Source organism: Embleya sp. NPDC127516, assembly GCF_044765325.1.
In the GTDB taxonomy this organism is placed as follows: Bacteria; Actinomycetota; Actinomycetes; order Streptomycetales; family Streptomycetaceae; genus Embleya.
Window position 1 is genome coordinate 138,117 of record NZ_JBIWJT010000021.1, and the last position, 23,850, is coordinate 161,966.

The window sequence follows — 23,850 nt, forward strand, 5'->3', positions numbered from 1 at the left end:
GTCAGGCCCCCTTCGAGGTGGTGTCGCGGGTGACCACGACGTTGCCGTAGGCGTCCACGCGGGCGGCGAAGCCCGGGTGGATCGGGATGGTGGAGCCGAACTCCTCGATGATCGCCGGGCCGGCGACCAGGTCGCCCGGAGCCAGTTCGGCACGGGCGTACACGGCGGTGTCCACGTAGCCGTCGCGGTCCACGAAGCAGACCGGGCGGGTGCCGGTCCGGGCCCGCTCGACGTCCTTGTCGCGGGCGGGCAACTCGCGCAGTTCCGGGCGGCGGATCGGGCCGACGCCGGTGACCCGCAGGTTCACCCATTCCACGGGCTGGCTCGCGTCGCCGCGGAAGTTGTAGCCGTACAGCTGTTCGTGCGCGGCGTGGAACGACTCGGCGACGGTGTCCGCGAGCGCGGCGTCGAACGGGCCGTCCGGCACCGGCACGCGCACCTCGAAGGCCTGGCCGAAGTAGCGCAGGTCGGCGGTGCGCACGTAGCGGTGGTCCTCGGCCGCGAAGCCCTCCTTGTCCAGGGCCTCGCCCGCCTTGCCCGCCAGTTCGGCGAAGATGCCCGCCACCTTGGCGTGGTCGAGATCCGGGTGCCCGCCGACGGCGGTCTGCACGTAGTCGCAGCGCACGTCGACGGTGAGCAGGCCGAACGCCGAGACGTTGCCCGGGTCGCGCGGCACGATGACGCCGGCGAGGCCGAGGATGTCGATCAGGCGGCACAGGAGCAGCGAGCCGGAGCCGCCGAAGGTGGCCATCGTGAAGTCGCGGACGTCCAGACCGCGCTTGACGGTGATCTGGCGCAGCGCGTTGGCCTGGTTCCAGGCGGAGATCTCCAGGATGCCGGTGGCGCACTGCTCGACGCCGATGCCCAGTTCGGCGGCGAACTTGGTCAGGCCCTCGCGAGCCGCGTCCACGTCCAGCGGAATCTCGCCGCCGAGCAGGTGCGGGGGGATCCGGCCGAGCAGCACGTGCGCGTCGGTGATGGTCGGCTCCGTGCCGCCCTTGCCGTAGCACAGCGGGCCGGGGTCGGCGCCGGCCGAACGGGGCCCGACCTTGAGCGTGCCCTCGGGCGAGATCCAGGCGATCGAGCCGCCGCCGGCGCCGACGGTGACCACGTCGATCATCGGGATCTTGGACGGGAAGCGGCCGATCGAGCCCTCGGTGGTCAGCGTCGGCTCGCCGCCCAGGACCACCGAGACGTCGGTGGAGGTGCCGCCGCCGTCGCAGGTGAGGACCTTGTCGAAGCCGGCCTTCTGGGCGATCAGCGCGGCACCGAGGGCGCCGGCGGCCGGGCCGGACAAGACCGTGGTGATCGGCTGGTGCACGACCTCCTCGGCGGAGAGCACGCCGCCGTTGGACTTCATGATCGCGAACGGGACGCGGCGCGCGGCCTCGCCGTCGGTGGTGAACGCGTCCAGGCGGCGACGGATGCCGCCGACGTAGCGGGCCACGCGCGGCTTGACGGCGGCGTCGACGAGGGTGGTCATCGAACGCTCGTACTCGCGGTACTCGCGCAACACCTCGGAGCTGATCGACACGATCGCGTCGGGGTGCTCCTCGCGCAGGATCTCGCGCATGCGCTCCTCGTGCGCCGAGTTCGCGTAGGAGTGCAGCAGACAGACGCCGATGGTGAGGATGCCCTGGTCACGCAGCCGACGGGCGGCGACCCGGGCGCCCTCCTCGTCGAACGGGCGGACCTCGTTGCCCTTGTGGTCGAACCGGCCGCCGACCGTGTGCACCAGGTCGACCGGCACGATCCGGTCCGGCTTGACCCAGAAGTAGGAGTTGCCGTAGCCGTCCGGGACCGCTTGGCGGGCGATCTCCAGGATGTACTCGTAGCCCTCGGTGGTGATGAACCCGAGGCGGTCGATCTTGTCCTCGAGGAGCTGGTTGGTGGCCACCGTGGTGCCGTGCGCGACGGCGGTGACGTCGGCTCCCGTGCAACCGAGCAGGCCCAGTACCTTGTCGATGCCGTTCATGAAGCCGTCCGCCGGGTCGGCGGGAGTGGACGGCGTCTTGGTGGTGACGAGCTCGCCGGACTCCTCGTCCAGGGCGACCACGTCGGTGAAGGTTCCGCCGGTGTCGATACCGATCCGGATCCGTCGGCGGGGTCCCGCCGTCGCGGCAGGCGTCATCAGCGCGCTCCAATCGGAAGGGGCAGGGAAATCGCGTTCGCGGAGGGCGGGTCGCCCGGCTGCTGACAGCGATTCAACTTCGCAGCGCCATGCCACGGAATCGGCAACATCTGCCAAGGGACTCGGCAACACTTGGTGATTCCCGTGAGCAGGCCCGGCAGGTCCGGGTACGACCCTCGCCCCGGGCCCTGCGAGCCCGGGTACCGCCCGCCTTCGGAAGGTCTGGACCAATCCACCGATTCCCTCCCGAAGAGCGGTTCGCTGCGAATCGAACTCATGGGTAGGGAACGGAAGTTGCCGGAAATCGAGGAAGGCTCGGATAGGGTCGGCGCACACGGATGTCACAGCGGGTGACTCCACGACACCGCGATCGAGGGGCAGCCGTGGGTGAGCGCGAGCAGGACGAGTGGGGCTTTTCGGCCCCGCCGGCGGGCGAGTCGCCGGAGGATTGGGCGCCCACCGGCATCGATGTCACGGTGCCCAGTGTCGCCCGGGTCTACGACGCCATCCTGGGTGGCAAGAACAACTTCGCGGTGGACCGGGCGATCGCCGACGAGGCGCTCCAGGACCTGACCAACGAGGGCGCCTGGGCCAACCGGCACATCCTGGCTCGGGGTGTGCGCTACATGGCCGCCGAGGGCATCGACCAGTTCGTCGACCTCGGATCCGGGCTGCCGACCGTGCAGAACACGCACGAGGTGGCCCAGTCGGTCAACCCGGACGCCTCGGTCGTCTACGTGGACAACGACCCGATCGTGCTCGCCCACGGCCGCGCGCTGCTCGCGGAGAACCACCGCACCCGCGTGGTCACCGCCGACCTGCGCGACCCGGCGGACGTGCTCGCCCGCCGGGAGCTGCGCGAACTCGTGGACCTGAAGCGGCCCGTCGGCCTGCTCCTGGTGGGCGTCCTGCACCACCTCGGCGACCACGAGGACCCGGCCGGTGTGGTCCGCGCCTACCGTGACGCGCTGCCGCCGGGCAGTCACATCTTCATCACCCACTTCTGCGACTCCACACCCCAGGGACGCGCCCTGGAGAAGATCTTCCTGACCCGGCTGGGCAGCGGACGCTTCCGCGCCCTGGAGGAGATCGAGGGGTACTTCGAGGGCCTGGAACTGATCGAGCCCGGCGTGGTGCTGCTGCCGCTGTGGCGTCCGGACGCGCCGGTGACCGAGCCGCTCACCCCCGAGGGCCACCTGTCGGTCGGCGGCATCGGCCGACTGCCCCGATAGCCTCGCCCCCTGGGCCCATCGCCGCAGCCGCGCGGCTCGATCCCCTCGGGAGCACCATGAAGATCGCCGTCCTCGACGACTACCAAGACGTGGCCCGGGGCCTGGCGGACTGGGATTCGTTGGGTGCCGAGATCCGCGTGTTCACCGAGCCGTTCGCGGGCGAGGCGGAGGTGGTCGAGGCGCTGGCCGGCTTCGAGGTGATCGTCGCGATGCGCGAGCGCACCCGGTTTCCGGCACGGGTATTGGCAGGACTGACCGGCCTTCGGCTCCTGGTGACCACCGGACCGGTGAACGCGGCCATCGACGTGGCCGCCGCGCGTGAGCTGGGCGTGGTGGTGTGCGGGACCGGATACGTGGCGTATCCGACCGCCGAGCTGACCTGGGCGCTGATCCTGGCCGCCGCCCGCAACCTTCCGGCCGAGTGGGGCTCGATGCGCGCGGGCGGCTGGCAGGTGGGCCTGGGTGTCGGGCTGCGCGGCAAGGTGCTCGGCCTGCTGGGCCTGGGCCGGCTGGGCACGGAGGTGGCTCGGATCGGGCAGGCGTTCGGGATGGAGTGTGTGGCCTGGAGCCACAACCTCACCGCCGACCGGGCCGGCGAACACGGCGTGACCGCGGTGGGGCGAGAGCAGTTGTTCGCCCGCGCCGACGTGCTCTCCGTGCACACGGTGCTCAGCCGCCGTACCCGGGGCCTGGTCGGCGCCGCCGAACTGGCCCTGATGAAGCCCTCGTCGATCCTGGTCAACACCTCGCGCGGACCCGTCGTGGACGAGGCCGCGCTCGTGGCCGCGCTGCGCGCGAGATCGATCGCCGCCGCGGCGCTGGACGTGTACGACATCGAACCGCTGCCCGCCGATCACCCGCTGCGCGACCTGGACAACGTCGTACTCACCCCGCACATCGGCTATGTCACCCGCGAGTTGTACGAGATCTTCTACCGCGACGCGGTCGAGGACATCGCCGCGTTCCGCTCCGGCCGGCCGATCCGGGTGCTCGGATAGGCCGACACGGCGGTTCGGTCACCCGGCCCGGCGGCACCGGCTCGATCACCCGTCGGCCCCCTCGGCCGCCTCCGCCGCCTCGATCACCGCTCCCGTCCCGGGTCGTCCGGATCGATGGCTCGATGGTCGGGAGCGTCGGTGGCCCGAGGATGGTACGCACGGGTCCACCCGTGTACGTGGGTGGGATGCGCCCGGTGCGGCACATGCCCGGCGCCCGCACCGTCCCGGCGCCACCACCGCAGATAGGCGAAAACCCCGATCACCGACAGCGCCGCCACCGTGACGTAGATGGCGGCCGACGCGACGATCAGGTCTCCCCCGAGCACTGCGGCGACCAACAGTCCGAGCGCGGCGCCGGACAGGCCCACGGCTGTCCACTTCGATATCGCCGTCCAATCGGGTGCGCGGATACCGACGCGACGGCGGCGCCGATCCGGTTGCGGTATCGGGTCCTCGAAGACGCGCAGCAGTTCGGCCAACTGCTCGTCCTCCGCGAGGGATTCCTCCAGTCGCGCGAGGGTGCGGCGTTCCCGTCCCGAAAGCGACGGTCCGTCCACGACGTCCACCTCCCACCCGGGACCGCGGAACGGGGCCGAGAGGCGAGGTGCGCCGGGCGATATCCACCGAGGCGAACCGTTCGCCGGTGGGACCGACCGGCGGCCCGGTCTTGGGTTCGGATCACTCAGACTTCGGATGACTCGGATCGGATCACTGATTGATCGGATCGCTGGTTCGAATTGCTCGGATTCGGATCGTTACAAGCGGCGCAACCCGACGACACCTCGCAGGGCGAGGATGAGTGCCATCAGGCACGCCACGCCACCCACGATCACGTTGCTGGTGATGGTGCGGGTGGTGTCGACGGCGCCGGTCACGGCCCACGGCGCGACGATCGTCCAGGCGCCGATGCAGAACGCGGCCCAGCTCATCGCGTGCGTGCGTTCATAGGCGGAGACGAAGCCGCCCATCAGGAACGCGAGCGCGACACCGGTGATCAGGTTGGCCGTCGCCAGGGTCGTGAAGTTGTTGAACCCGACGATCCACGGGGAGGCCGCCAGGTAGACACCGCACAGGACACCGAGTGCTTCCGCCACCTGCGCCACCGGGCCGCTAGTGGCCCGCTCGGAGCGAGCTCGCAGGTCCATGAGGTCGGGGTGCTTTTCAATCGATGACGCTGTCGACGAGGACACGTCCACCACCCTCTTTCCAAGGAATCGCGGTCCCTTGGTTGATAGCCGTCGCACCTGTGACTAACCCGCATATTCCCGAATATTTACCGCATATTTCTCCGACTGTGCGCCCGATCCGATCGCGGGTTGACACGGTCCTCACATATCTAGAAAACTAGATCCGATTCGCATCGCATCCGCACCGTGTTCGCACCACACAGGGGCTTCGCACACCCCGGGAAGGCAGCCCCGTGGACCCGCTGGCCGTACACAAGGCACTCGCCAATCCGGCCAGGCTCCGGTTCATGCACTGGCTGAAGGACCCGGCGAAGTACTTCGACGAGGACTCCTACCGGCAGCAGGGCCTGAGCTTCCATATCGGCGTCTGCGTCGGTGACATCCAGGCGCGGGCCGGACTCGCCCAGTCGGTGGTCTCCGGCTATCTCCAAACGCTCAAGGACGCGGGGCTGCTCGACTCCGAGCGCATCGGCAAGTGGACGTACTACCGCCGCAACGAACAGGCGATCGCCGACTTCGCCGAATACGTCCGCACGGAGCTCTGACCGGACCGGACTCCGGCTCCGAGCGGACCGGGCCCGGGCTCCGACCAACCGGGACCGGACGCGGTTCGGCTTGGGCCGGCCCACGCCCACACGGGGCGTCCCCACGCCCCGATGCATCTACATATCTCGATATGTATCACAGACGGTTCGGCGGGCCCGCCCCGGCCGGACCCCGAAAGGCGACGATGAAGAACACCTCCCTCACGATCACGACCCTCGCCCTGGGCGTGTTCGGGATCATCACCACCGAGATGGGCATCGTCGGCGTCCTGCCCCAGGTCGCGGCCGAACTCGACGTCAGCCCCTCGACCGCCGGCCTGCTCGTCGGCGTCTTCGCCCTGGTGATCGCGGGATCCGGGCCGTTCATGACGCTGCTCGCGTCGGGGATCAACCGCAAGACCGTGTTGGCGACGGCCATCGCCGTGTTCGCCGTGTCCAACGCCGTATATGCGCTGACCACCCGGTTCGAGGTGATGTTCGCCTTCCGGATCATCCCCGCCGTGTTCCACCCGGTGTTCTTCTCGGTCGCCCTGGCCACCGCGGCCCGACTGGTGCCCTCACGCGACGCGACCCGGGCCACGACCCGGGTGTTCGCCGGCGTCACCGTCGGCTTCGCCCTCGGCGTGCCGTTGACCTCATACCTCGCCGAGCACCTGTCGCTCCAGGCGGCGTTCTGGTTCGGGGCCGCGGTCAACCTGATCGCGTTCCTGGGCATCCTGCGCTACCTCCCGGCCATGCCGGTGGAGCGACGACACACCTACGGCGCCCAGGTCGATGTGCTGCGCAGCGGCCGGATGTGGCTGACCATCCTGTCGGTGGTCCTCGTCTTCGCGGCGATGTTCTCGGTCTACGGCTACTTCGCCGAGTTCCTGGGTGAGGTCACCGGCCTGGACGGCTCCTGGATCAGCGCGCTGCTGATGGCCTTCGGCATCGTGATGATCCTCGGCAACTTCGCGTTCGGCGCGCTGCTGCGCCGTGCCGCGATCCGCACGGTGTTGCTGTTCCCGGTCCTGTGTCTGGCCGTCTACGTGCTGCTCTACGCGGTCGGCCCGTACGCCGCGGTGATGGTGGTGGCGGTACCGATCTGGGGTGCGGTGCACTCCGGCGGCCTGATCGTCAGTCAGTACTGGCTGAGCCGCGAAGCCCGGGATTTCCCGGAGTTCGGCAACAGCCTGTTCATCTCCTTCTCGAACCTGGGCATCACCGTGGGCACCACCGTCGGCGGCCGGCTGCTCGGTGCGGCGGGGCCGCGCGGGCTCGCCTGGGTCGGGGCCGGCTTCGCGCTCGCCGCACTGGTCACAATGCTGCTGCGGCTGAACCTGGACCGAGTGGAGCGGCGCCGGCGGTCGCCGGAGTCGACGCAGGCGCCGACTCCGGCCACCCTGGCGCCGGCCGAACCGGCCTGACGTCCGAGCAAGGCGGTGCGGGGGCCGCTAGGGTCTTCGATCCCCCGCCGAGCTCCACGACGGGGGATCGAAGACACGCTCTCGGCCGGCTCAGGGGGTGGGATCGGCGAGCGCGGCGATCAGCGCGCGGTACTCGTCCTTCATCGGCAACTCCCGCTCCACCCGCACACGCCGCCGGGTGGCCGAGACCTCGATCTCGCGGACCGGGTCGTAGCCGATCCGCTCGAAGCTCTCCCACCAGACCCCGACCCCGCGTCGCTGCCACGCGGGCAGCTTGTCGAAGTTGACGCCGTGCGCGAAGAGCAGTTCGTTCTTGTCCGCCTTCGACAACCGCGCCAAATCGTGGGTGGCCGCCCGGGCGGACCTGCCGTCCTTGCGCAGCGTCCAGTAGCACCAGCCGTTGAGCGCGCAACGGGCCGCGTCGGCCTGGCGCCAGGAGAAGTAGTCGACCACATCGGAGACACCCGTCCCCATCCAGATCCGGCTGTCGAAGTGGGCCGGGATCCCCGTGCGGTGGGTGAACGTCGCCGACGCGATCCCGGCGGTCACCGAGACCAGCTTCTCCACCTCACGGCCGAACATGTCGAAGGACGGGTCCAGCAGGATCGATATCTCGTCGCTCTCGGTGTACGCGTAGCGGGCGTCCAGCTCGGTGAACAGGGCCTGCGCGGTCTCGCCCATGAGCGCGGCGAAGCGCTCGTCGAAGGGCTTGTCGAAGTGCTGCTCGGTGAAGCGGGAGAAGGACCGGCCGTCCACCCGGATCACGGTCCACGCGCCGGGCAGCAGCACCAGCGAGTGGAACCACTCACGCGACCGTTGGCTCGCCTCGAACCGGTCGGCATCCATCCCGAATCACCCCTCGCTCAGCGTCTGGACCACGAACCCGCCGGCGCCGTCGAACCGCACGACGTACCGGGCATCGAACCCCTCGTCCGGGCCGGGCGCTCGCAGCCGGGCCAGCGTGGCACGAACCCCCACCTCCGGGACACGGGTTTTCCCCTCCCGCACGGCATTGCGCTCCAACGGGCCGACCGGATCGGGCGGAAACCAATAGGCGACCACCTCGGCCCCCCAGGCGTGCGCGAGTTCGACGATCGGCCGCCGATCCTCCGGCGCGGGGTTGGTGTTGTCCACGGCGACATCCCGCCCGGCCGCCAACGCCTCCTCGATCAGCCGTTGTTGGCGGCGCTGCCGGTTCCGCGCGCGGGGAAAGTGGTCCTTGCTCACCTGCACATGCGTCCCGGCCAGGACGGCCCGATAAAAACTCGACTTGCCCGCGGCCTGAAGCCCGATCAGCACCGCCACCCGCATGCCCGCTCCACTCCCGCCGCCACCGACGGGAGGCCGGCGGATGGCCCGAACAGTAGCCACGGTCAGCGGTGTGGGACGGTCCGGCGGCGATCCGGTTGGGTCGTTCGGGCTTTTGGTGAGGGGGCGTGTGCACACTGTGAGCATGGAAAAGCTCTCCTTGGATGCTCAGGTCCGCGAACTGCTCAAGCTCGCCGCAGCCGCGTCGACGGGGCGTAGTGCCCATACCGTGTACGGCGGCCACGAGCACATGCTCCGGCAGACCCTGATCGTGCTGACGACGGGCACCGCGCTGGCCGAACACGAGAATCCCGGGGAGGCGACCATGGTGGTGCTTCGCGGGCGGGTCCGACTGATCGCCGGCGAAACGTCGTGGGAGGGACGCTCCGGCGATTTCCTGGTCGCCCCGAAGGCGCGACACAGCCTCGAGGCGTTGGAGGACTCGGCGGTGCTGCTCACCGTGGCCAAACGCGACTGAACCCCGCGGATCCGCACGTCCCGGGGCTGCGGGCCGCCGGGCACGGAATGCGCGGCCGGACAGCGGACGGCGCGCCGGCATCATGGCGGTGCCGCATCGCCCCCGACCGGAAGACAGGCACCCGCGTGAGCAACCTCTTCGACGTCGAGTCGCTACCGGTCGGCCGGTGGCGCAACGGCGGCGGCGACACCCGCGAGATCGCCACGCAGGCCGCGGCCGACCCGGCGGACTTCGACTGGCGCGCGAGCATCGCGACGATCTCCGCCGACGGACCGTTCTCCGCCTTCCCCGGCGTGGACCGGACGATCACCCTCCTCGCGGGCGGCGGCGTGCGGCTGGTCGGGGACGACGGACTCGACAACCGGCTGGACCGAACCGGCGAACCCTTCGCGTTCTCCGGCGAGTCGGCCGTTCGGGCCACCGTGCTCGGCGCCGGTACCCGAGTGCTCAACATCATGACCCGGCGTGGGCGATGGGCCGCGCGGGTGCACCGGATCGCCGCGCCGGTGGCGGCACCCGCCGGTCACGCCGGTGTGCTGTACGTGCTGTCCGCACCGGACGCGCCCGACACGCCGGCAGGAGACGCGCCCGCGCCGACGTTGCGGGCCGGGCAGGGGTTGTGGTGGGCGAGCGGCGCCGCCGTGCCGACGGCGCCGCTCGCGACCGGTGCGGTCGCGCTGTGGGCGGACCTTCGTCCGCTGTAGCTGTAGTGGCGTGGTGCCGAGTTGCCGTGGTCCTCGAAGGGAGTGACCCGGTGTGCGGACGGACGGCGTCAGGGCATCGTGCGCAAGTGCGCCGAGATGGAGTTGGCCAGGCCATAGCCCGCGGTCGCGTCCCAGTTGACCGACCACGTCATCGCGCCCCGGATGCCGGGCCAAGTGGTGGTGGGCCGGTAGCTCCCGCAATTGTTGCCCAGGGCCAGGCAGTCCAGCGCGTTGTTCACCACGCCGGGCGGGACGTACCCGCTGCCCGCCGCGCGCCCGGTGGCCGGGACGCCCAGGGCCACCTGATCGGGGCGCAGCCCGCCCTGGAGTTGCATGCAGGCCTGCGCCGTGAGGAAGTCGACGCCGCCCTGCGCGTACAACTTCTGGTCGCAGCCGAACATGGTTCCGGAGTTGTAGTACTGCATGTGCACGATGGTCAGGATGTCCTTGATCCCCAGGGCGAGTTGGAAGTACGCCGCCTGGTTCGACTGCATGTCCAGCGTCTGCGGGGCCATCGTGATGATCAGGCTCGTGCCGATCTGCGCCCGGATGGCGCGCAGCGCGGTCGCCATGTAGGTCGGGCTGACACCGTTCTCCAGGTCGATGTCGACGCCGTCGAACCCGTATTCGCGCAGCAGTGCGGTGGTCGTGCTCGCGAACATGGCCGCGGAGGCGTTGTCGCCGACCCAGACCGCGCCCAGTTCGCCGCCGACCGACAGGATCACCTTCTGGCCGCGGGCGTGCATGGTCGCGATGTCGGCCTTGAGGTCGGCATTGGTGTACCCGCCGAGTGCGGTCGACAGGCCCGGGTCCACTCCGAAGGTGACCGCGCCCCAGCGGGTGCGGTCGGCCTCGGCGAACGCCACCGCGACCAGGTTGTAGGACGTGGGGACATCACGCAGGCGCAGGTTCGTGGAGCCGTTGACGAAGTTGTGCCAGTAGCCGGTCATCACCCGTTTGGGCAGGCCGGTCGGGTCCTGGCCGGTGGGGCCGTCGGGACCGGTGGTGGCGGTGACCGGGGCGGAACGCGCGGACGTCCCGGCGCTGTTGCCGGCGGCGACGGAGAAGGTGTAGGTGGTCTCGGGGGTCAAGCCCGGGATCTCGGCCGTGCTGCCGGTGACCGTGGCCACCTTGGTGTCGGCGCGGTAGACGTCGTACGCGGTCGCACCGGGCACCGCGGTCCAGCCGAGCGAGACGCCGCGTGCGGTGGTGCCGGTCACGGCCAGTCCGGTGGGTACGGCCGGGATGGTGGTGCTCCCGCCCGGGCCGACCAGCGAGACGTCGTCCGCGAGGTACGCGGGCTGTCCGTACCAGCCGTTGAGGTGGATGGTGACGCTGGTGGTGCGGGCGCCGGTGCGGAACGTGGTGGTGAGTTTTTGCCAGCCTGCGGCGGAGGACGTCCAGGTGGAGACGTCGGTGGTGCCGGTGCCGGTCGCGCCGAGGTGGATGTACGAGCCCTGGACCCACGCGGTCTCGGTGTACTCGGAGTCGGGTTGCACCGCGACGGTCTGGCTGCATCGGGCGTTGTCGCCGCCGACCGGGGTGGCCTTGAGCGCGCCGGTACCGCTGTGCACGGGGCTGGTGACGGGGCTGCCGGTGCCGCCGGAGCAGGTCCAGCCGGACAGGCCGGACTCGAAGCCGCCGTTCACCACGAGTTCGGCGGCGGCGGGCGCGGGCGCGGCGAGCGCGATCAGACCGGCCGAGGCCATCGCGCACGCGGTGAGCAGGGCGGTGACGAAGCGGCGCGGGGTGCGCCTGCCGCGCGGAACGGCCTGCGCCGCGCGGGTGTTCGGGGGACGTTTCGGTGCCATCGTGGGGTGTTCCTCCCGTACCGGCCCGGGCGAGTGCCTGCGGGCATGGGCGTGCCTGGAAGGGAGGGTGGACCCGGGTCGGCACCGCAACGCCTGATGGGACGTCAGGCTGCCTCGGCGCAGGGCGTGCGCAGGCCGTCCGGGCGCACCCGAGGGTGCCGGGGGTGCCTGTGTGCAGGACGAGTTGACCGCCGAGGCGAGCGAACTGTCAATAGGTCTGGACCAATTGCCTCACCCCGAGGAGCGGCACGCGCCGGTGCCGGTCGCCGGGCGGCGTGGTGGGCTTGTGTGTGGATGGGGGCCGATGGAACGCTGCCGGGGTGTGTGGTGTCGGAGCGGTGCCGGTGCCGGCGCCGTCCATGGCGGAAGGACGGGGACGATGGTGGATCTCGTGGCCGTCCTGGCCGATCTCGACGCGGAGGGCACCGCGTTGGACCGGCTCGTCGGCGAGCTGACGTCGGACACGTGGGCCACGCCCACCCCCGCACCCGGTTGGACCATCGCCCACCAGATCGCCCACCTGGCCTGGACCGACGACCAGGTCGTGTCGGCGGCGACCGATCCGGACGGCTTCGCGCTCGCCGTCGCGGACGCCGCGGCCGACCCGGACGGCTTCGTCGACCGCGCGGCGAACCGCGCCGCGGCGGCACCGCCCCAGCGCATCCTGGCCGGCTGGCGAGCCGGTCGCCGCACCGCGTCCGCCGCGCTGGCCGCGCTCCCGACGGGACGGCGGTTGCCCTGGTACGGCCCGCCGATGAGCGCCGCGTCGATGGCCGGCGCCCGGATCATGGAGACTTGGGCGCACGGCCAGGACGTCGCCGACACGCTCGACGTGCGCCGCCCGCCCACCGCCCGACTCCGATACGTCGCCCGCATCGGCGTACGGGCCCGCGACTACGCCTACGCCGTGCACGGTCTGCGGCCACCCGAGCGGGAGTTCCGGGTGGAGCTGACCGGCGGGCCCGAAGTCGGCGGCCCATGGACGTACGGCCCCGAGGACGCGGCCGAGCGGGTGACGGGACCGCTGCTCGACTTCTGTCTCCTGGTCACCCGGCGCCGGCACCCGGACGACCTGGCGGTCCGGGCGCACGGCGCCGAGGCCACTCGCTGGCTGGGCATCACCCAGGCCTACGCCGGACCACCCGGCCCGGGCCGCACCCCCGGCCGGCGCGACTGACCCGACCTGCCGCGCGCCCCACCCGCTCTCCACCCGCCCTGCGTCGATCCGCCCGTCTCCCGCCCGCACGACCCGCATGGCCCGCCCGGCCCGCCGCACACCGGAGCCCGCCGCGCACGAGCCCACCTCGCCCTCGATCCGCCGCACGCCGGACCCGCCTCGCGCCCGGTGCGACACACACCCCATCCGTCTCGCGCCCGACCCACCCACTGCGCACCCGACCCGCACCACGCCCCACCCGCCTCACACGACCGGTCTCGCGTTCGACCCGCCGCACGCCCCACCCGCCTCGACGCGGGGAAGCGGGCGCGGACAACATCCCTCGGCGCGCGCCGAATTCACCTGAAGTAGCCGGTGGATCACGCGTAGTATGTACCGCGTGGTTGGGGAGAGCGGGTCCGAGGTAGTGCGTGTCGTGATCGTCGACGACCATCCGTTGTTTCGGGCGGGTTTGCGGGCCGCCCTGGAGAGTGCCGGCGACATCTCGGTGGTGGCGGAGGTCGAGACGGCCGCCGCAGTGCCCGAGGTGATCGCCGAGCGGCGTCCCGATCTGGTCGTGATGGACCTGTCCCTGCCGGACGGCTCGGGGATCGAGGCCACCCGCCGGATCGCCGCCGACACGCCCCGCGTTCCGGTCCTGGTGCTGACCATGTCCGACGACGACGGCAGCCTGCTCGCGGCTATGCGCGCCGGGGCGGGCGGCTATCTGGTCAAGGGCGCCGGGCGGGACGAGGTCCTGCACGCGGTGCGCACGGTCGCCGCCGGCGGCGCGGTGTTCGGCGCACAGACCGTGCCCCGCCTGACCGCGTTGCTGGCGAGCGGCGCGCCACGCGGTGCGGAACGGGTCTTTCCCGAGTTGACCGATCGCGAGTGCGAGGTGCTCGACCTGCTCGCCCGCGGCCTGGACAACCGGAACATCGCCCGTCGGCTGTTCCTCGCCGAGAAGACGGTGCGCAACCACATCACGCACATCTTCGAGAAGTTGCATGTCGGCACCCGCGCGGAGGCGGTGGCCCACGCCCGCGACTTCGGCCTGGGTGCCGACTGAGCCGGCCGCCGAGCCGGCCGCGCGGCGCGCCCCGAGCGGACCCGCCCCGAGCCCGACTCGGGACACCGTCCGGGTACGCTTCAGGACCTCGATGGGACCGGTGCCTCGTGCCCTCGGGACCGGGCCCCGGCCATTCTTGGATGTCCGAACCGCGCCGGCCCGTCCGCACCGGGATCACACCGGCGTGGTTCGGTCCCCCCGGCTCCACTCGTTCGCGCCGTCGTCCGACGACGTCCCGTGAGGAGGCGCCACATGCCCATCGGCATCCGAGAGCAACGCTCCGGCCTCGACCGGGCCTACGCGGTATGCGGCATCTCGCTGGTCGCCGGACTGATCACGCTGATCCTGCTGATCACCCACCTCGACGATGCCCGGATGCCGCCGCGGCCCGCCCTGATCGGCGTGTCCACGCTCCAGGGCATCGCCTTCGCGCTCTCCGGGCTGTTCGTGATCGCGCGGCGCTCGATGCCCGGCCTGGGTTGGGTGTTGTTGTGGACGGGCCTGGCCTATCCGCTGTCGAGCGCGGTGTTGTTCACCGCCGTGTTCGCGGGGGCCGGCCCCGGCTGGGCCGCCTTCGCGATCTCGCTGTGGCTGGTCACCGACGCGGTGTTCCTGTTCGGGATGTACGCGCTGCCGCTGTGGCTGCCGCGCGGGACGCTGCCCGAATCCTGGTTCGTACGGGCGTACGCGGTGCTCGTGGCGCTGTGGAGTGTCCTGCACGCCTACAACGACTACGCCGAGTCGTCCTGGTACGGCCTGCCCAGCTTCCTGCGCCACGGCGCCTGGGCCGCCGTCCAGCGATGGCTGAACGAGTGGCTGACCCCGCGCCTGGAGCTGATCCCGCCGCTGGTGATCCTGGCCAGTCTGCTCGTGATGACGGTGTGCTGGGTGCGCCTGCCGGGGCCGCAGCCGATGCGAGTCCTACCGCTGTTGCCCTACCTGTTGTGGCTGGCCGTGCTCTTCCTCGGCTACCACCTCGAACTCTCGGATCTGCTCTATGAATTCCTCCTCTACGCGGGCGTGCTGGTGTGGCAGCTCTGCTTCGCGTACGCCTTCGCCCGGGACCGGCAGTGGCACCTCGACCGGTCCACGCGCAAGGTGCTGGCCGCGTTCTCGCTGGCCGCGGTGCTGATGGGCGGCTACTTCGCGGTGGCCGTCGCGCTGTCCGCCGTACTGCCCGGCGCGCGCACCGCCGGCGCGTTGGTGATGGCGGCCGGCGCGCTGGTCATCGGCGCGCTGCTGCGGCCGACCATCGGGTGGGCGATGCGGGTCGTCGACCGCTTCTACTACGGCGAACGGGCCCGGCCCTATCAGGTCGTACGCGACCTGTCCGAACGGCTGAGCCGGGCGGTGGCACCGGGCGCGGCGCCGACCCTGCTGTGCCAGACCGTCGTGTACACCCTGGGCCTGCCCGGCGCCGGCGTGGTGGTGGACACCCGGCACGGCGAACGCGAACTCGCCCGGATCGGCGACCCGGACGCCGACCGGGTCGACTTCCCGCTCACCTACGAGGGCGTGGTCATCGGCCGGCTCTCCGCGCCGCCGCGCGCCGGGCAGGACACGCTCGACCGCCAGGATCTGGAGGTACTGCGCTTCCTCGCCGACCAGGCGGCGCCCGCCATCGCGTCGCTGCGCCTGTACGAGGAGCTCCAGGAGACCCGCGAGCACATCGTGCTCGCCCGTGAGGAGGCCCGCCGCCGGTTGCGCCACGACCTGCACGACGGCCTGGGCCCCGCGCTCTCCGGCACTCGGCTTCAGGTCGACACCGCGCGGGCCTGCGTACCCGTGGGCACCCCGGCCGAGGGGACCCTGGCCATCGCGTCGCGCAGCATCGGCGAGGCGATCACCGAACTGCGTCGGATCACCGACGGCCTCGCGCCCGCCGCACTGGCCCGACTCGGCCTCGCCGACGCGCTCCGGGAGTCCGCGTCCCGGCTCGACGGCGGCGACGGCGCCCACCCGCGGATCAGGGTCACCTTCGACCCGGACCCGCCGCCGCCGCTGCCCGCCGCCCTGGAGGTCGCGGTCTACCGGATCTGCGGCGAGGCGCTGCACAACGTCGTCCGGCACGCGCGGGCCCGAAACGCCACCCTCGGCGTCCGGGTCTCCGACACCCGGGTCACCCTGGAGGTGGTCGACGACGGCGTCGGACACCGGGACCGCGACCGCACCGCGGCCTCCGACGGTGTCGGCCTGGCCTCGATGGCCGAACGCGCCGAGGAACTCGGCGGCAGCTTCACCGCCACCAGCGACGAACACGGCACCACGGTCCGTGCGGTCATCCCCCGGCCCGGGACCGACACCCGGGACCAACCCGGGACCAACCCGGGACCGTGACCACATGCGGGCATGGTCGGGCCGAGCGAGAGTGGAGGAGCGGTGATCGAAAACGGTCACCTTGTCCCCTTCGAAGCACGGAGATCGAAATGTCGACGAACCCACGCCCGAAAGGTGGCAACCCGCCGCCGGGATCGCATGACCCCGATCGGCCGCTCGGCTGCCACCCGCCCAACAATCCGTGCGACAGCGTGGAGCCCGCTCCGCCGAAACCGGACGCCCCGGACGGCGGCCACCCGCCGCATCGGGCCGACGCCCCCGGTCCCGGTCGCCCGGAAGAACCGGACACCCACCACCCGCCGATCGCCTGAAGCGATCCCAACCCCATATCGGCCCGCCGCCCCCACCGTCCCCGACGGCGGGGGCGGCGGCACACCCGGGCGCACTCGGGGCGCGGGCGCGGGCGCGGGGACGCGGGGCGGGCCGGCCGGGTCGCGGATGCGAGCCGGTGCTCGTCTGGTCCCATCACCCCCTCGCAGCCACTTGGAGACGACGCCACCCATCGGACGGCGACCCCGGAACGGCAGCGTGGTCATGCCCCTCGCAACGACGAAACGGACCGACCAGGGCCACCGGCGCAGCACCGCTGCCGATCACGTCCGGTCGCCCACGCGCGGCAAGCCGCGGACGGCAGCCCCCACCGGACGGCAACCCGGGAGGCCGGCGGATGGTCGCGGTTTTCGACGGTGACGGGGCGGGTCGGCCCGGGTCGCGGATGCGCAGCCGGTGCCCATTACGCCCAACCGCCCACTCGTGGCGGTATGGGGACGATGGCAGCCGCCGGGTGGTGTGACCCGAGTGGGGCGGTAGTTGGCCACGCGCCTCGGCGGTGGCGGGCCGGGGCGACCACGGCAGCGGACCCCGCGCCGGTGCCGGTCACATCCGCCCGCCCGCTCGCGGCGATCCGAAGACGGTGGCACCCACCGGACGGCAACCCGGGCACGGCAGCGCAACCGCATCCTTCGGCGGTGGCGATGCGGGGCAACCAGGGCTGCGGAGCCGGCGCCGGTGCAATCACGCCCACCCGCCGTGGCGACCCGTACGCGCAGGACGGTGACCGAGGCGCGGCGCGCGGTCACGCCCTTCGGCGGTCGTGGGCCGGGGCAACCAGGGCTGCGGACGCGGCGCCGATGCAATCACGCCCACCCGCCGTGGCGACCCGTACGCGCAGGACAGTGACCGAGGCACGGCGCGCGGTCACGCCCTTCGGCGGTCGTGGGCCGGGGCAACCAGGGCTGCGGACGCGGCGCCGGTGCGGATGACGTCGGAGAGGGCCTGTAGTTGGACGCGGATCCGGGCGGCGACCAGCGGGTCGGCCGGGCGTACCGAGCCGTCGGCGTCGCGGGTCAGCGCCTCGGGCGCGCCGCCCACCACCACCTCCGGATCGGGGACCACCAGGTTGCCCAGCCCGGTCAGGATCCGCACCGTGTCGGTCAACCCGCGGAACCCGTGCAGCCGACTGGCCGTCACCACCATCACGGCGATGCCCTTCCCGCACAGGGACGCGTCGCCGCGCGGGCGCGAGGCCCAGTCGACCGCATTCTTCAGGACCCCGGGAATCGAGTGGTTGTACTCCGGCGTGGCGATCACCAACCCGTCCGCCCGACTGATCGCGGTGCGCCACCTCCGCACCGCCGGCAGCGCCGGATGCACGTCCAAGTCCTGGTTGTACAACGGCAGTTCGCCCAGCGTCGGATAGACGTCGAAGGACATGCCCGGTGGCGCGAGCGCGGGCAACGCGGCCAGCAGTCGGGTGTTGGCCGATTCCGCGCGCAGCGAACCGGAGATCGCCAACACGCGGGCGGGCGACGGGGGCATCGGAGTGGTCCCGAAAGCGGACATGGCACGCGCCTTTCTTCAGGGTGCGGTACGGCGGTCGAGCAGGGTCGTGTCGTGGCGTCCGGCTCGGAAGTCCGGTTCGTCCAGCACCTCGGCCAGCAGCGGCGCGGTGGTGTGCACACCCGGGCCCTCGACCCGCAGTTCGCGCAGCGCACGCCGCATCCGGGCCAGCGCCTGGTCGCGATCCGGCCCCCACGTGACGATCTTGGCCAGCAGCGAGTCGTACTCCGGCCGAGCCCGGGCTCCGGGAAACGCGTGGGTGTCCACCCGGACGAACGGACCGGCCGGCGCCTCGAACGCGGTGAGCGTGCCCGGGCAGGGCGCGAAATCGCGCGCCGGGTCCTCGGCGTTGATCCGGCACTCCACCGAGACCCCGCGGCGGTGCACCCGATCCTGACCGAAGTCCAGCGGTCGGCCGGCGGCGATCAGCAACTGCTCGCGGACGATGTCGATGCCGGTCACCGTCTCGGTCACCGGATGCTCGACCTGGATCCGCGAGTTCACCTCGATGAACGCCGCGTCCTCGCCACGCACCAGGAACTCGAAGGTGCCCGCTCCCCGATACCCCACCGCCCGGGCCCCGGCGACCGCGTGCGCGGCCAGCCGTTCGGCCAGTTCGGCGGGCAGGCGGGCGGCGGGCGACTCCTCGACGAGCTTTTGGTGTCGGCGCTGTACCGAGCAGTCGCGCTCACCGAGATGCACCACGTTCCCGTGCGCGTCGGCAAGGATCTGGATCTCGATGTGCCGGGCGCCGGCCAGGTACTGCTCCAGGTAGACGCGGTTGTCGCCGAAGGCCGCCTGGGCCGTGGCGCGCGTGGCGCGGAAGGTGGGCAAGAGCGCGCCGGCGTCCGGCACCACCGCCATGCCCCGGCCGCCGCCACCCGCGACCGCCTTGACGATCAGCGGGAACCCGATCGCCCGCGCCACCTCGGCGGCCTCGTCGGCCGTGCCGACCGGCTCGCGCGAGCCGGGCAGCACCGGGAGTCCCGCGTCCGCCATGATTCGCCGGGCCGTCGACTTGTCGCCGAGCCGGGCCATCACCTCCGGGGCCGGACCGACGAAGACGATCCCGTTCTCCGCACAGATGGTGGCGAAGTCGGGGTCCTCGGACAGGAATCCGTAGCCGGGATGAATCGCCTGCGCGCCCGTGTTGCGGGCCGCCTCGATCACCGCCGGCGCGTACAGATAGCTGCGATGCGGGTCGGCGGGGCCGATGTTCACGTGGTGGTCGGCCGCGCGTACGGCGGCCGAGTCACGGTCCGCGCCGGAGTGCACCACCACGGTGGCGATGCCCATGTCCCGGCAGGTTCGCACCACGCGGAGCGCGATCTCACCGCGGTTGGCGATCAGTACGGTGTCGAACACGGCGGGTCACCTCGCAACGTCGGAGTCGGCATCGGGTTCTGGTTCGAGTTCGAGCAGCGGTTGGTCGTACTCGACGCCCTGGCCGTTGTCGACCAGCACCGCGGTGACCCGGCCGTCGCGGTCCGCCTCGATCGGGTTCATCAGCTTCATCGCCTCGATGATGGCCACCTGTTGGCCGGCCCGGACCACGTCGCCGACCTCGACGAACGCCGCCGCCCCGGGCTCCGGCGCGCGGTAGAGGGTGCCCACCAGCGGGGCGCGGACGAGATGGCCCGAGGATTGGCCCGCCGGCGCGGTCTCCGCGGGCCGGTCCGGTTCGGCCGCCCTCGCGGCAACGGCAACGGGCTCGGAATCGGACGCGGCCGGCGACGGCCCGGGCGCGCCCGACGGGTCGGACCACGCGACCTCGATACTCTCCCCTCCGGAACGCACCACGATCCGCGTGGGCGGTCGCGGGGCATCGTTCAGGACGTGGCCCAGCGCGCTGCGCAGCGCGGTCAGGCTTGCCGCGCGGCCTTCGCCGTCGGTGCCGGTCATGCCGATTCCTCCTCGAAGTCGTAGGCGTTGCCGTCGTCCGGGTCGCCGGCGCCGGCCGGCCGCACGGCGGGCAACCCGAAGGCCCGAAACCGCCGCCGGCGCAGCACGACGCGCTCGGCCGGTTCGACCGCCGCGAGTTCGGCCACCGTCTCCAGGACCGCGTCCCGCAGGGCCAGGCTCGCGGCGGCCGGATCGGTATGCGCGCCGCCCTCGGGTTCGGGGACCACCCGGTCCACCACGCCGAGTTCGAGCAGCGAGCGTGCGTCCAGGCCGAGCGCGCGGGCAGCCGCCGGGCTCTGCTCCCGGGTTTTCCACAGAATCGCCGCGCAACCCTCCGGACTGATCACCGAGTACAGCGCGTTCGCGCTGATCAGCACCCGGTCGGCGACACCGAGCGCGAGCGCGCCGCCACTGCCGCCCTCACCGGTGACCACGGCCACCACGGGCACCCGCAGTCCGGCGAGCACGCGCAGGCATGCGGCGATCGCCCCGGCCTGGCCCTGCTGTTCGGCCTCGATCCCCGGGTGGGCACCGGGCGTGTCGATCAGGGTCACCAACGGCACGCCGAGCTTCTCCGCCAGACGCGCGAGCCGGACCACCTTGCGGTAGCCGGCCGGCGAGGCCATCGCGAAGTTGGCCCGGACCAGATCGGCGGTGGTATGGCCCTTCTGGTGCCCGAGCACCAGCATCGCGCGGCCGTCCACCAGGCCCAGGCCGCCGACGATCGCCGGGCAGTCGCCACCCGCCCGGTCGCCGCGCAGCTCGACGAACGCGTCCATCCAATACGCGAGATGGTCACGCGTGGTGGGCCGACCGAGGTCCCGCGCGGCGGCGACCACCTCGTGCGCCGGACGAACGGGCGGCTCGACGGGCGCGGGACCCGACATCGGCGTCGACGGGGCGCCGCGCGCCGGGTCGATCCGACGGCACGCGAGGGTCGCAGAGGGCGACCCGGTCCCGGTCCCGTCGGATCGATCGCACGCATCCGCCCCATCCGCCCCGTTCGGCCCATTCGACCCACCCGACCCATTCGACCCACCCGACCCATCCGACCCACCCGACCCGTCGAAGACCTCGGCCCGATCGGGCACGCCCGACCGTTCCTCCGCCTCGACCCGCTCGGGTGCACCCGCTCCTTCGCGTTCGCCCGCCCCATCGCCCCCGCCGGCCCGCTCCGCCCCGTCCGCCCCCCGTGCCGACGCCAGCAGGACCGCGAGCGTGCGGCGTAGCTCGCCACGCGGGCGGACCGCGTCCACCAGGCCGTGCCGCAGCAGGAACTCCGCCGTCTGGAAACCCTCCGGCAGCCGCTCCCCGATGGTCTCCTCGATCACCCGCGGTCCGGCGAAGCCCATCCGCGCACCCGGTTCGCACACCACCACATCGGCCAGCGTGGCGAACGACGCGGCCACGCCGCCGTAGGTCGGGTCGGCGACGACGGTGACGGTGAGGATGCCGGCCTCGTCCAGTTCGGCCATCGCCGCCGAGGTCTTGGCCATCTGCATCAGGGCCAGCGCGCCCTCCTGCATCCGGGCCCCGCCGGAGGAGGTGACCAGGATCAGCGGTACCCGCCGGGCCAAAGCGGCGTCCGCGGCCGTGGTGACCGCCTCGCCCGCGGCCACGCCCAGGCTGCCGCCCATGAAGGCGAAGTCCATCACGGCCAGCACCACCGGGTGCCCGACCACGGTGCCGAGCGCCACCCGGACCGCGTCGTCGTGTCCGGTCGCCACCCGGGCGGCGGCCAGGCGGTCCGGGTACGGCTTGAGATCCTCGAAGCGCAGGGGGTCGTGCACGGTCTCGGTCGGGGTCAGCGGCCGGGCACTGCCCGGGTCGAGCAGCGCGTCGAGCCGCCGGCCCGCGTCGAGCGGGGTGTGCGTGCCGCAGCCGGGACACACCCGGTCGGCGCGCTCGAAACGTTTGCGGTAGACCAGCGCCCGGCAGCTCGGACAGGCCAGCCAGTCGGCCGGCGCCGGCTGCTCGGCGGCGGGTACGGAAGCGGTGTTCATCGCGGTCTCCCCTGGTCCGGGTGCGGCGCGGCGCTCGATCCGGTACCGGGTCCGGCCCCCGATCCGGCCCTCGAACCGGCACCGGGTCCGGCGCCCGACCCGGGACCGGCGATGCCGCCGGCCCTCGGCGACGCGTGCCGCAGTGGGGTGATCTGTTGGACGTCGTAGTTCTCGCGCAGTCGGGCCACGCGCTCGGAGTCGACCCGCTCCCCCGCGCCGAAGATCTCGATCAGTTCCTCGAAGTAGCGTTCGTGGTCGGGCGCCGGCGTCGACTGGAACAACATCCTGGCCGGCCGTGCGGTCGGGTTGGCGAACGCGTGCGGGCAGCCCGGCGGTACGAACATGCAGCTCCCGGCCCCGGCCCGGACCGGTCCCCGGCCGGTTTCCGAGCGCCAGCCGCGCCAGTCGTCGCGGGTGCGCCGGCGGGGTTCGAAGGCGAGCACGTCGAGTTCGCCGTCGAGGACGTAGAAGAACTCCTCGCCCCGCGCGTGCACGTGCGCGCCGACGTCGAAGCCGGGTGGCACGACCACCTCGAAGGTCGAGGTGTGTCGGGCATGCGCGCCGGTCACCTTGTAGGTGACCTCCTGCGCGGCGGTGACCAGTCGTCGACCCGCTCCGGGCGGCATGATCAGGCCGTCGACCATGACGGCACCTCCTCGTTCGTCGGCCGCCGGACCCCGACGCCGGCCGGTTCGCCGGCGACCCAGGTGCCGAGGGCCATCTCCGCGGTGATCCCGGGGCCGAAACCGGCCACGATGCCGCGTCCGCCGACGGCGGGTCCGCCCGCCGCGTACAACCGGTCCAGGGCGTCGAAGACCACCGCGCTCGCGATGTTCCCGTACTCGGTGAGGGTCGCCCGGCTGTGTCGAAACGCCTCGGGAACCACTCCGAGGAACCTGCTCAGGTCGTCCAGGATCCGCGGCCCGCCGGCGTGTACGACGTAGAAGTCCAGCGCCGAGGCGTCCCATTCGTGTCGGGCGACCAGTTCGTCGATGACCGGCGCGAGCGGCGCCATCGTGGTGGGCACCCGCTTGTCCAGGCGGAAGTGGAATCCGGTGTCCTTGACCGCGTAGGAGATCCAGTCCTGGGTGTGTGGGATGAGGTACGAACCGTTGCGTTCGAGCCGCACGCCGGTACCGCCCGCTCCGCGCACCACGGCCGCGGCGACCGCGTCGCCGAACAGGCCGTCGGAGAGCAGCGACCCGATGTCGGCGTCGTCGGGCTGGTAGCACAGCGAGCAGAACTCGCACGCCACGATCAGCGCGTTGAGCTCGGGATACGCGGTACAGAAGTCGTGCGCCCGATTGATCGCGGCGCCACCGGCCGCGCAGCCGAGCTGGGCGATCGGCAGTTGGCGGGTATCGGAGCGCATGCCCAGTTCGTTGATCAGCCAGGCGGTCATCGACGGCATGCTGAACCCGGTGCACGAGACGTAGATCAGCAGGTCGATGTCGCGTATCTCCACCTCCGCGTTGGCGAGCGCCCGGCGGATCACCGGCGGCACGCGCAGCTTGGCCTGTTCCTGATAGAGCAGGTTGCGGGCCTCGAAGCCGGGGTGTCGCAGGGTCCGCTCGATCGGCTGGACGAGATGTCGTCGGCGGACACCGGTGTTCGCGATCAGCCGCAGCGCGAGCGGCAGCCGGGGGTTGTCCGCGTGCAGTCGCCGGGCGATGTCGAGCGACTCGTCCATGGTGATCACGTTTTCGGGGACGGCCACGGCGGGCCGGCACAGAGTACTCAAGAG

General features: G+C 72.1%; 20 protein-coding genes and 1 pseudogene. 9 read left to right on the forward strand and 12 right to left on the reverse strand.

Annotated features, from left to right (window positions below):
- Position 1: 1 nt before the first annotated feature.
- Positions 2–2,131: a hydantoinase/oxoprolinase family protein gene (locus tag ACIRL2_RS34330; RefSeq protein WP_402237421.1), complete on the reverse strand. Its 2,130-nt coding sequence runs from the start codon at positions 2,129–2,131 to the stop codon at positions 2–4.
- A gap of 383 nt (positions 2,132–2,514) precedes the next feature.
- Between ACIRL2_RS34330 and ACIRL2_RS34335 the strand changes: the two genes are divergently transcribed.
- On the forward strand, positions 2,515–3,363 hold the full coding sequence (locus tag ACIRL2_RS34335) for an SAM-dependent methyltransferase (protein ID WP_395870218.1): 849 nt from the start codon (positions 2,515–2,517) through the stop codon (positions 3,361–3,363).
- A 56-nt stretch (positions 3,364–3,419) separates the two neighbouring features.
- Positions 3,420–4,361 (forward strand): D-2-hydroxyacid dehydrogenase family protein, encoded by a 942-nt coding sequence (locus ACIRL2_RS34340; protein ID WP_402237424.1) that lies wholly within the window; start codon positions 3,420–3,422, stop codon positions 4,359–4,361.
- 83 nt (positions 4,362–4,444) lie between these two features.
- On the opposite strand, the gene ACIRL2_RS34345 is transcribed toward ACIRL2_RS34340, so the two are convergent.
- Positions 4,445–4,918 carry a hypothetical protein gene (locus tag ACIRL2_RS34345; RefSeq protein WP_402237426.1) on the reverse strand — a complete coding sequence of 158 codons (474 nt, stop codon included), beginning with the start codon at positions 4,916–4,918 and terminating at the stop codon, positions 4,445–4,447.
- A 198-nt stretch (positions 4,919–5,116) separates the two neighbouring features.
- Positions 5,117–5,506 (reverse strand): SPW repeat protein, encoded by a 390-nt coding sequence (locus ACIRL2_RS34350; RefSeq protein WP_402237429.1) that lies wholly within the window; start codon positions 5,504–5,506, stop codon positions 5,117–5,119.
- 275 nt (positions 5,507–5,781) lie between these two features.
- Between ACIRL2_RS34350 and ACIRL2_RS34355 the strand changes: the two genes are divergently transcribed.
- Both ACIRL2_RS34355 and ACIRL2_RS34360 read left to right on the forward strand, forming a co-directional pair.
- On the forward strand, positions 5,782–6,093 hold the full coding sequence (locus ACIRL2_RS34355; RefSeq protein ID WP_402237431.1) for an ArsR/SmtB family transcription factor: 312 nt from the start codon (positions 5,782–5,784) through the stop codon (positions 6,091–6,093).
- A 185-nt stretch (positions 6,094–6,278) separates the two neighbouring features.
- Entirely contained in the window at positions 6,279–7,499 is a 1,221-nt protein-coding gene (locus tag ACIRL2_RS34360; RefSeq protein WP_402237434.1) for an MFS transporter, read from the forward strand.
- Between the two features lie 90 nt (positions 7,500–7,589).
- On the opposite strand, the gene ACIRL2_RS34365 is transcribed toward ACIRL2_RS34360, so the two are convergent.
- Both ACIRL2_RS34365 and ACIRL2_RS34370 read right to left on the reverse strand, forming a co-directional pair.
- Positions 7,590–8,345 carry a tRNA(His) guanylyltransferase Thg1 family protein gene (locus tag ACIRL2_RS34365; protein ID WP_402237437.1) on the reverse strand — a complete coding sequence of 252 codons (756 nt, stop codon included), beginning with the start codon at positions 8,343–8,345 and terminating at the stop codon, positions 7,590–7,592.
- Positions 8,346–8,351: 6 nt separating this feature from the next.
- Entirely contained in the window at positions 8,352–8,810 is a 459-nt protein-coding gene (locus ACIRL2_RS34370; RefSeq protein WP_402237440.1) for an AAA family ATPase, read from the reverse strand.
- Between the two features lie 142 nt (positions 8,811–8,952).
- Here ACIRL2_RS34370 and ACIRL2_RS34375 point away from each other — a divergent pair, with 142 nt between their 5' ends.
- Positions 8,953–9,285 carry a cupin domain-containing protein gene (locus ACIRL2_RS34375; RefSeq protein ID WP_395870233.1) on the forward strand — a complete coding sequence of 111 codons (333 nt, stop codon included), beginning with the start codon at positions 8,953–8,955 and terminating at the stop codon, positions 9,283–9,285.
- Between the two features lie 125 nt (positions 9,286–9,410).
- Complete coding sequence (locus ACIRL2_RS34380) at positions 9,411–9,989, forward strand: HutD family protein (RefSeq protein ID WP_402237443.1); 579 nt, start codon at positions 9,411–9,413, stop codon at positions 9,987–9,989.
- Positions 9,990–10,057: 68 nt separating this feature from the next.
- Here the strand turns inward: ACIRL2_RS34380 and ACIRL2_RS34385 are convergent, their stop codons facing one another.
- Positions 10,058–11,800, reverse strand: a complete 1,743-nt coding sequence (locus tag ACIRL2_RS34385) for a chitinase (RefSeq protein ID WP_395870237.1) — start codon at positions 11,798–11,800, stop codon at positions 10,058–10,060.
- Positions 11,801–12,179: 379 nt separating this feature from the next.
- Between ACIRL2_RS34385 and ACIRL2_RS34390 the strand changes: the two genes are divergently transcribed.
- From ACIRL2_RS34390 to ACIRL2_RS34400, 3 genes are all read left to right on the forward strand, one after another.
- Entirely contained in the window at positions 12,180–12,977 is a 798-nt protein-coding gene (locus ACIRL2_RS34390) for a TIGR03084 family metal-binding protein (RefSeq protein ID WP_402237447.1), read from the forward strand.
- A gap of 406 nt (positions 12,978–13,383) precedes the next feature.
- Positions 13,384–14,025 (forward strand): response regulator, encoded by a 642-nt coding sequence (locus ACIRL2_RS34395; RefSeq protein WP_395870336.1) that lies wholly within the window; start codon positions 13,384–13,386, stop codon positions 14,023–14,025.
- Between the two features lie 252 nt (positions 14,026–14,277).
- Positions 14,278–16,362 (forward strand): GAF domain-containing sensor histidine kinase, encoded by a 2,085-nt coding sequence (locus ACIRL2_RS34400; protein WP_395870240.1) that lies wholly within the window; start codon positions 14,278–14,280, stop codon positions 16,360–16,362.
- 1,197 nt (positions 16,363–17,559) lie between these two features.
- Here the strand turns inward: ACIRL2_RS34400 and ACIRL2_RS34405 are convergent.
- From ACIRL2_RS34405 to ACIRL2_RS34430, 6 genes and pseudogenes are all read right to left on the reverse strand, one after another.
- Positions 17,560–18,204 (reverse strand): NADPH-dependent FMN reductase, encoded by a 645-nt coding sequence (locus ACIRL2_RS34405; RefSeq protein ID WP_395870242.1) that lies wholly within the window; start codon positions 18,202–18,204, stop codon positions 17,560–17,562.
- Between the two features lie 15 nt (positions 18,205–18,219).
- Positions 18,220–19,566: an acetyl/propionyl/methylcrotonyl-CoA carboxylase subunit alpha gene (locus ACIRL2_RS34410; RefSeq protein WP_402237450.1), complete on the reverse strand. Its 1,347-nt coding sequence runs from the start codon at positions 19,564–19,566 to the stop codon at positions 18,220–18,222.
- A gap of 6 nt (positions 19,567–19,572) precedes the next feature.
- Positions 19,573–20,103, reverse strand: a complete 531-nt coding sequence (accB, locus tag ACIRL2_RS34415) for an acetyl-CoA carboxylase biotin carboxyl carrier protein (RefSeq protein ID WP_402237453.1) — start codon at positions 20,101–20,103, stop codon at positions 19,573–19,575.
- Entirely contained in the window at positions 20,100–22,106 is a 2,007-nt protein-coding gene (gene accD / locus ACIRL2_RS34420; RefSeq protein WP_402237454.1) for an acetyl-CoA carboxylase, carboxyltransferase subunit beta, read from the reverse strand. The genes accB and accD overlap by 4 nt, the downstream gene beginning before the upstream one ends.
- Positions 22,107–22,240: 134 nt before the next feature.
- Positions 22,241–22,750 (reverse strand): annotated as a pseudogene (locus tag ACIRL2_RS34425) (cupin domain-containing protein); the annotation flags it as partial.
- Positions 22,735–23,847 carry a type III polyketide synthase gene (locus ACIRL2_RS34430; protein WP_402237457.1) on the reverse strand — a complete coding sequence of 371 codons (1,113 nt, stop codon included), beginning with the start codon at positions 23,845–23,847 and terminating at the stop codon, positions 22,735–22,737. The pseudogene ACIRL2_RS34425 and the gene ACIRL2_RS34430, both read right to left, overlap by 16 nt.
- Positions 23,848–23,850: the final 3 nt, after the last annotated feature.

What these genes read in the sequence shown, in the direction of transcription:
- accD (WP_402237454.1), bottom strand. Translation starts at nt 22,106, where the DNA reads ATGAACACCGCTTCCGTACCCGCCGCCGAGCAGCCGGCGCCGGCCGAC.
- ACIRL2_RS34390 (WP_402237447.1), top strand. Translation starts at nt 12,180, where the DNA reads ATGGTGGATCTCGTGGCCGTCCTGGCCGATCTCGACGCGGAGGGCACC.
- ACIRL2_RS34365 (WP_402237437.1), bottom strand. Translation starts at nt 8,345, where the DNA reads ATGGATGCCGACCGGTTCGAGGCGAGCCAACGGTCGCGTGAGTGGTTC.
- ACIRL2_RS34385 (WP_395870237.1), bottom strand. Translation starts at nt 11,800, where the DNA reads ATGGCACCGAAACGTCCCCCGAACACCCGCGCGGCGCAGGCCGTTCCG.
- ACIRL2_RS34370 (WP_402237440.1), bottom strand. Translation starts at nt 8,810, where the DNA reads ATGCGGGTGGCGGTGCTGATCGGGCTTCAGGCCGCGGGCAAGTCGAGT.
- ACIRL2_RS34350 (WP_402237429.1), bottom strand. Translation starts at nt 5,506, where the DNA reads ATGGACCTGCGAGCTCGCTCCGAGCGGGCCACTAGCGGCCCGGTGGCG.
- accB (WP_402237453.1), bottom strand. Translation starts at nt 20,103, where the DNA reads ATGACCGGCACCGACGGCGAAGGCCGCGCGGCAAGCCTGACCGCGCTG.
- ACIRL2_RS34340 (WP_402237424.1), top strand. Translation starts at nt 3,420, where the DNA reads ATGAAGATCGCCGTCCTCGACGACTACCAAGACGTGGCCCGGGGCCTG.
- ACIRL2_RS34330 (WP_402237421.1), bottom strand. Translation starts at nt 2,131, where the DNA reads ATGACGCCTGCCGCGACGGCGGGACCCCGCCGACGGATCCGGATCGGT.
- ACIRL2_RS34360 (WP_402237434.1), top strand. Translation starts at nt 6,279, where the DNA reads ATGAAGAACACCTCCCTCACGATCACGACCCTCGCCCTGGGCGTGTTC.
- ACIRL2_RS34405 (WP_395870242.1), bottom strand. Translation starts at nt 18,204, where the DNA reads ATGTCCGCTTTCGGGACCACTCCGATGCCCCCGTCGCCCGCCCGCGTG.
- ACIRL2_RS34375 (WP_395870233.1), top strand. Translation starts at nt 8,953, where the DNA reads ATGGAAAAGCTCTCCTTGGATGCTCAGGTCCGCGAACTGCTCAAGCTC.
- ACIRL2_RS34400 (WP_395870240.1), top strand. Translation starts at nt 14,278, where the DNA reads ATGCCCATCGGCATCCGAGAGCAACGCTCCGGCCTCGACCGGGCCTAC.